Source organism: Candidatus Pantoea multigeneris (assembly GCF_011752615.1).
GTDB classification, from domain to species: domain Bacteria; phylum Pseudomonadota; class Gammaproteobacteria; order Enterobacterales; family Enterobacteriaceae; genus Pantoea; species Pantoea multigeneris.
This window is the reverse complement of record NZ_VWXF01000002.1, coordinates 125,768-130,832: the sequence shown is the minus strand read 5'-3', so window position 1 is coordinate 130,832 and position 5,065 is coordinate 125,768. Positions and strand designations below refer to the sequence as shown.

Here is a 5,065-nt window from a genome sequence, read left to right as displayed (position 1 = left end):
CGGCTGATATACCGACGTAAGGATGCAAGCACAAGGGCACAAGGAAGTGCCCATTTCTCTTACATATTGGTGGACTATCGATGGATTTGATGCAATCAAGCGCAATATATCGCCGTTCCTTCAAACTCAGTATGCTGTGTGCTGGCATGCTTTTTTCCAGTTCTCAAGGGGTGGCCGCGGAGTCACCGTTCTCATCGATTACCCAAATCGCGCCTGACAATCTGGCGCAGCAACAAGATCTCCCCGCATTAACCGGTGAAGTGTCTGCCCCGGCACTGGCCCATGTCCCGGATACGCTAACCATCGGACAGGCGGTTTCACGCGCGGTGCAGTGGCACCCGGATATCGCAGAAGCAGTAGGAAAATTGCAGGAACAGGGCTCGCAGGTGGATGTGGCGAAGTCGAAATACTATCCACAGGTGAGTGCCGGTATGAACAACGGCTACACCAATAGCTACACCGAAAAAGGGTACAGTCCGTCGTTTGTGCTGTCGGTTTCTCAGATGCTGTATGACTTCGGTAAAGTCAGCAGTTCAGTGCGTTCCGCTGAAGCGGGCGTTGCCCAGGAGCAAGCGGAAGTGCTGGTCAGTATTGATACCGTGGCCCATGACACCGCCGCCGCGCTGATCGAAGTTCAGGGCTATCAACAACTGGTTAAAATCGCCCAACAACAGCTCGCTGCATTACAAAAAATTGGCGACCTTGCGCGGCAGCGTAACGACGAAGGCGCGGCGTCACTTTCGGATGCCACGCAAACCGATGCCCGTATTGAAGGTGCGCGCACCACGCTTACCCAGTACCAGGCCAATCTTGATCGCTGGCGTGCCTCCCTTGCCACTTACCTCGGCTGGCCGCTGGTGAAAAAAGTCAGTGATGACTTCCCGCAAAAACTCATGAACTCCTGCCAGAACCTACGCAACGATGACCGGCTGATTCCGGCGGTGCTGGCCGCGTGGGCGCAGGCGCGTCAGGCGCAGGCAAAGCTGGATAACGCCAATGCGCAGATGATGCCCACCATCTCGCTGGAGCCGGAAGTCACTCGCTACCTGAACAATCACTACTCCAGCAGTGAAGTGCTGGATAAGACTCAGTATTCGGCGTTTATTAAAGTCCAGATGCCGCTCTACCAGGGCGGCGGGCTGACCGCCGGGCGCGATGCCGCAGCCCATGCGGTGGGCGCGGCCAACGCAGCGGTGGATTCAGCGCGACTGAAAGCCCGTCAGCAGTTGAATGAATCGCAGGATCAGGCGCAGAGCCTCGCCCTTAGCCTCTCGATCATGGCGCGTCAGCAGCAGTTGGGTGAGAAAACCCAGCAGCTGTATCAGGACCAGTACCTGCAACTCGGCACCCGTCCGCTGTTGGACGTGCTCAATGCCGAGCAGGAAGTGTTCCAGACGCGCTTTACCCTGCAACAAACCATTAGCCAGCTGCGCTCACTGCAACTCGACTGCCTCTACAGCACCGGGCATATGCGGTCGGCGTTTGGCCTGAATAATCAGCGAATTCAGTCGGTGGAGATCCAGCCATGACACAGATGCAGATCCCAGACAGTCCAGCCGGAAAGCCCGACGAGGCGGAAAAGATACCGCTGCACGGCTGGGCCACGGCCATTATCCTGATCGCCAATCACTATCGCTTACCCTGTTCACCCGGCATGATCCTCGCCGCCAGCGAATGGCAGGGCAAACAGACGCGTGACAAGGCGCTGCGCCATTTGGCACGGCAAGCGGGGCTTTCGTTGCAGCTGTTTAAAGAGCAGCAGTTTGAGGTTTCGAGCTGGCGCTTGCCGCTGGCAGTGGAAATGGCCGACGGTCAGGTGGGGGTTATCACCAGCTTTGATGGCGAAGATGAAGTGCGGGTCCATTTTGCCGGAGAAGAACAACCCACGCCGCTGGCGCTCGGCACACTGTTGCCAGAGATTCGCCATGCGGCGGCTTTCCGCCCGCTGGCTTCCGGTAAAGACAGCCGTATCGATCGCTATCTGGAAGCGGCTAAGCCCGACTGGCTGCGCCGCCTGGTGTTCCAGGAGATGCGGCCTTACAGCCATGTCATGCTGGCTTCCTTCCTGATTAACCTGATGGCGCTCGGCGGCATTATCTTCTCAATGCAGGTGTACGATCGGGTGATCCCGGCCCAATCCTATCCCACATTGTATGTACTGTATGGCGGCGTGATTATTACGGTGATCTTCACCTATGTGTTACGCGTGGCGCGCGATCACGTCACGGACCTGCTGGGCAAGCGGGCGGATATGCGCGTCTCCGACCGGGTGTTTGGTCATGCCTTGCGGCTGCGCAACAGCGCCATTCCCCGTTCCACCGGGACGTTTATCTCCCAACTGCGTGAACTGGAATCGATCCGTGAAATGGTGACGTCCACCACCGTTACCGCGATTGTGGATATGCCGTTCTTCCTGCTGTTCCTGCTGGTGATGGCGATCATTGCACCGCAGCTGGCGTGGATCGCCCCGGTGGCGGTGTTACTGATGATCCTGCCGGGGCTGTTTGTGCAGAAGAAACTGGCGATTCTGGCACATAAAAATCTCAAGGAAGCCACGCTGCGCAACGCCGTGCTGGTGGAGAGTGTGCAGGGGCTGGAGGATATCAAGCTGATGCAGGCAGAAGATCGCTTCCTGCAACAGTGGAACAGCTACATTCGCATTACGGCGCAGTCGGGCGTCGAGATGCGCAAAGTGATGCACTCGCTGATCACCTGGGGTGTGACGATTCAGGGGCTGGTGTACGCCAGCGTGATCGTGGTCGGTGCGCCAATGGTGATTGATGGCGATATCACGACCGGTTCTATCGTGGCTGCTTCGCTGCTCTCCTCACGTATGATTGCCCCCATGGCGACGCTGTGCGGCGTGCTGGCACGTTGGCAGCAGGTCAAAGCGGCGAAAACCAGCCTTGATTCCCTGATGTCCCTGCCGGTTGAGAACAGCCGGGAAGAGACGCGCATTCACTGCCCGGTGCTGTTTGGTAACTATCAGTTTACTGACGCTATGTTCCGCTACTACAACGACTCACTGACCATCGCGCTGCGCATTAATCGTCTCACCATTAAGCAGGGAGAACGCATTGCCCTGCTGGGCCGCAACGGGGCGGGTAAATCCACCATGCTGCAGGCACTGGCAGGCGGTGTGGAGCTGGTGGGGGGCGAAGTCAGGCTAGATAACCTCAGCCTGCCGCAGATCGACATGGCAGACGTGCGGCGCAACGTTGGCCTGATGACGCAGAATGCGCGCCTGTTCCACAGCACACTACGTGAAAACCTGATTATGGGTGCCCCCCACGCCAGCGATGAGGCGATCTTTGCCGCGCTGACCGTGAGTGGCGGGGCTGATTTTATCCGCCGGTTGCCCCTCGGGCTGGACCATCCGGTGATGGAAGGCGGGGTAGGGCTGTCTGGCGGTCAGCGCCAGTCTGTGCTGCTGGCGCGTATGTTACTGCGCGATCCCAACATTGTGCTGCTGGATGAGCCAACGGCTTCGCTGGATGATCACACCGAGAAGGAGTTTATCGAACGGCTGGGCAACTGGCTCAACGGGCGCACCCTGATTGTGGCCACGCACCGTGCGGCAATTCTCTCTCTGGTAGACCGTATTCTGGTGCTGAAAGAGGGGCAGTTGGTGATGGACAGCCCGAAAGATAATGCCCTGCCGCCTACGCGTCCTGCGCTCAATCGCCCGGAGGCCAATGAAGAATGAAACAACTCGCGAAGTTACAGTTAGTGGGTGCCGCACCCGGCGACAGTGCCGACGATCTCGATGCGGATTTGCGTTCTGAAGCGCACTATTCTGGCTCGGTACGGCTGATTCTGCTCAGCCTGCTACTGATGCTGGTGGCGGGCGTCTGGGCATGGTTTGGCGTGCTGGATGAAGTCTCTACCGGGACTGGCAAAGTGATCCCGAGTTCGCGTGACCAGGTGCTGGGTTCGCTGGAGGGCGGGATTGTCGCCGAGCTTTACGTACACGAAGGGGATAAAGTACAAGCCGGGCAGATCGTGGCCAAACTTGATCCCACCCGCTTTGCTTCCAGCGTCGGCGAAAGCGCGGCGCGCTATCGCGCTTCTCTGGCGGCGGCGGCGCGTCTGAATGCCGAAGTGAACGATCAACCGCTGAAATTCCCGGCGGAACTCCAGGCCTATCCGGATCTTATCGCCTCAGAAACCCGGTTGTACAAAACCCGGCGTGCGCAGCTCAATGACACCACCGGACAAATTCAGCAGTCTCTGGCGCTGGCAAATCAGGAACTGGGTATTACACAGCGGTTAGCAAAAACCGGCGCAGCCAGTAGCGTTGAGGTTCTGCGCTTACAGCGGGATAAATCGGACCTGGAGCTGAAACTGACCGACACCCGTTCACAATATTATGTGCAGGCGCGTGAAGACCTGGCAAAAGCCACTGCCGAAGCCGACAGCCTGGCGGAAACCATTAAAGGACGTGAAGACAGCGTAACGCGTCTGACCATCCGTGCGCCGGTGCGTGGCATTGTGAAAAACATCAAAGTCACCACTCGCGGCGGTGTAGTGCCCCCCAACGGGGAGCTGATGACCATTGTGCCAATGGACGACCGCCTGTTGATTGAGGCACGCGTATCACCGCGTGACGTGGCCTTTATCCATCCCGGCCAGGAAGCCACGGTAAAAATCTCCGCCTACGACTACGCAATTTACGGTGGTATGCCGGGCAAAGTTGAAGGGATTTCGCCGGATACCATTCAGGATGAAGTCAAACCGGAAGTCTATTATTACCGCGTTTATATCCGCACCGATCACGATTACGTGCAGAATAAAGCGGGCACGCGCTTCTCTATCAGCCCCGGCATGGTGGCAACGGTGGATATTAAAACCGGTGAGAAGACGATTATGGATTATTTAATTAAACCGTTTAATAAAGCGAAAGAGGCGCTGCGCGAGCGGTAATTCGGGATGCGTTGGCTATCTGCATGAAGTGACGGGGCAGGTAGTCAGCCTCCAGGACCAGATTTTTTGATGGGTGTTTTCTGAAAGTTGACATAAATCACACGAATAAAGTCGTTAAAAATCAATGTTGTTTTTTTATCTA

3 protein-coding genes are annotated in these 5,065 nt (G+C 57.2%); all 3 read left to right on the top strand.

Annotated elements, in window-relative coordinates; translation table 11 throughout:
- The first annotated feature begins 80 nt into the window (after positions 1–80).
- The 3 genes from F3J40_RS06175 to F3J40_RS06165 are packed head-to-tail and all read left to right on the top strand — an operon-like array spanning position 81 to position 4,923.
- Positions 81–1,529: a TolC family outer membrane protein gene (locus F3J40_RS06175; protein ID WP_167013015.1), complete on the top strand. Its 1,449-nt coding sequence runs from the start codon at positions 81–83 to the stop codon at positions 1,527–1,529.
- A complete protein-coding gene (locus F3J40_RS06170; protein ID WP_167013014.1) occupies positions 1,526–3,706 on the top strand; it encodes a type I secretion system permease/ATPase in 2,181 nt (726 codons plus the stop codon). Before F3J40_RS06175 ends, F3J40_RS06170 begins: the two co-directional genes overlap by 4 nt.
- A complete protein-coding gene (locus tag F3J40_RS06165; RefSeq protein WP_167013013.1) occupies positions 3,703–4,923 on the top strand; it encodes an HlyD family type I secretion periplasmic adaptor subunit in 1,221 nt (406 codons plus the stop codon). The genes F3J40_RS06170 and F3J40_RS06165 overlap by 4 nt, the downstream gene beginning before the upstream one ends.
- The last annotated feature ends 142 nt before the right edge of the window (positions 4,924–5,065 follow it).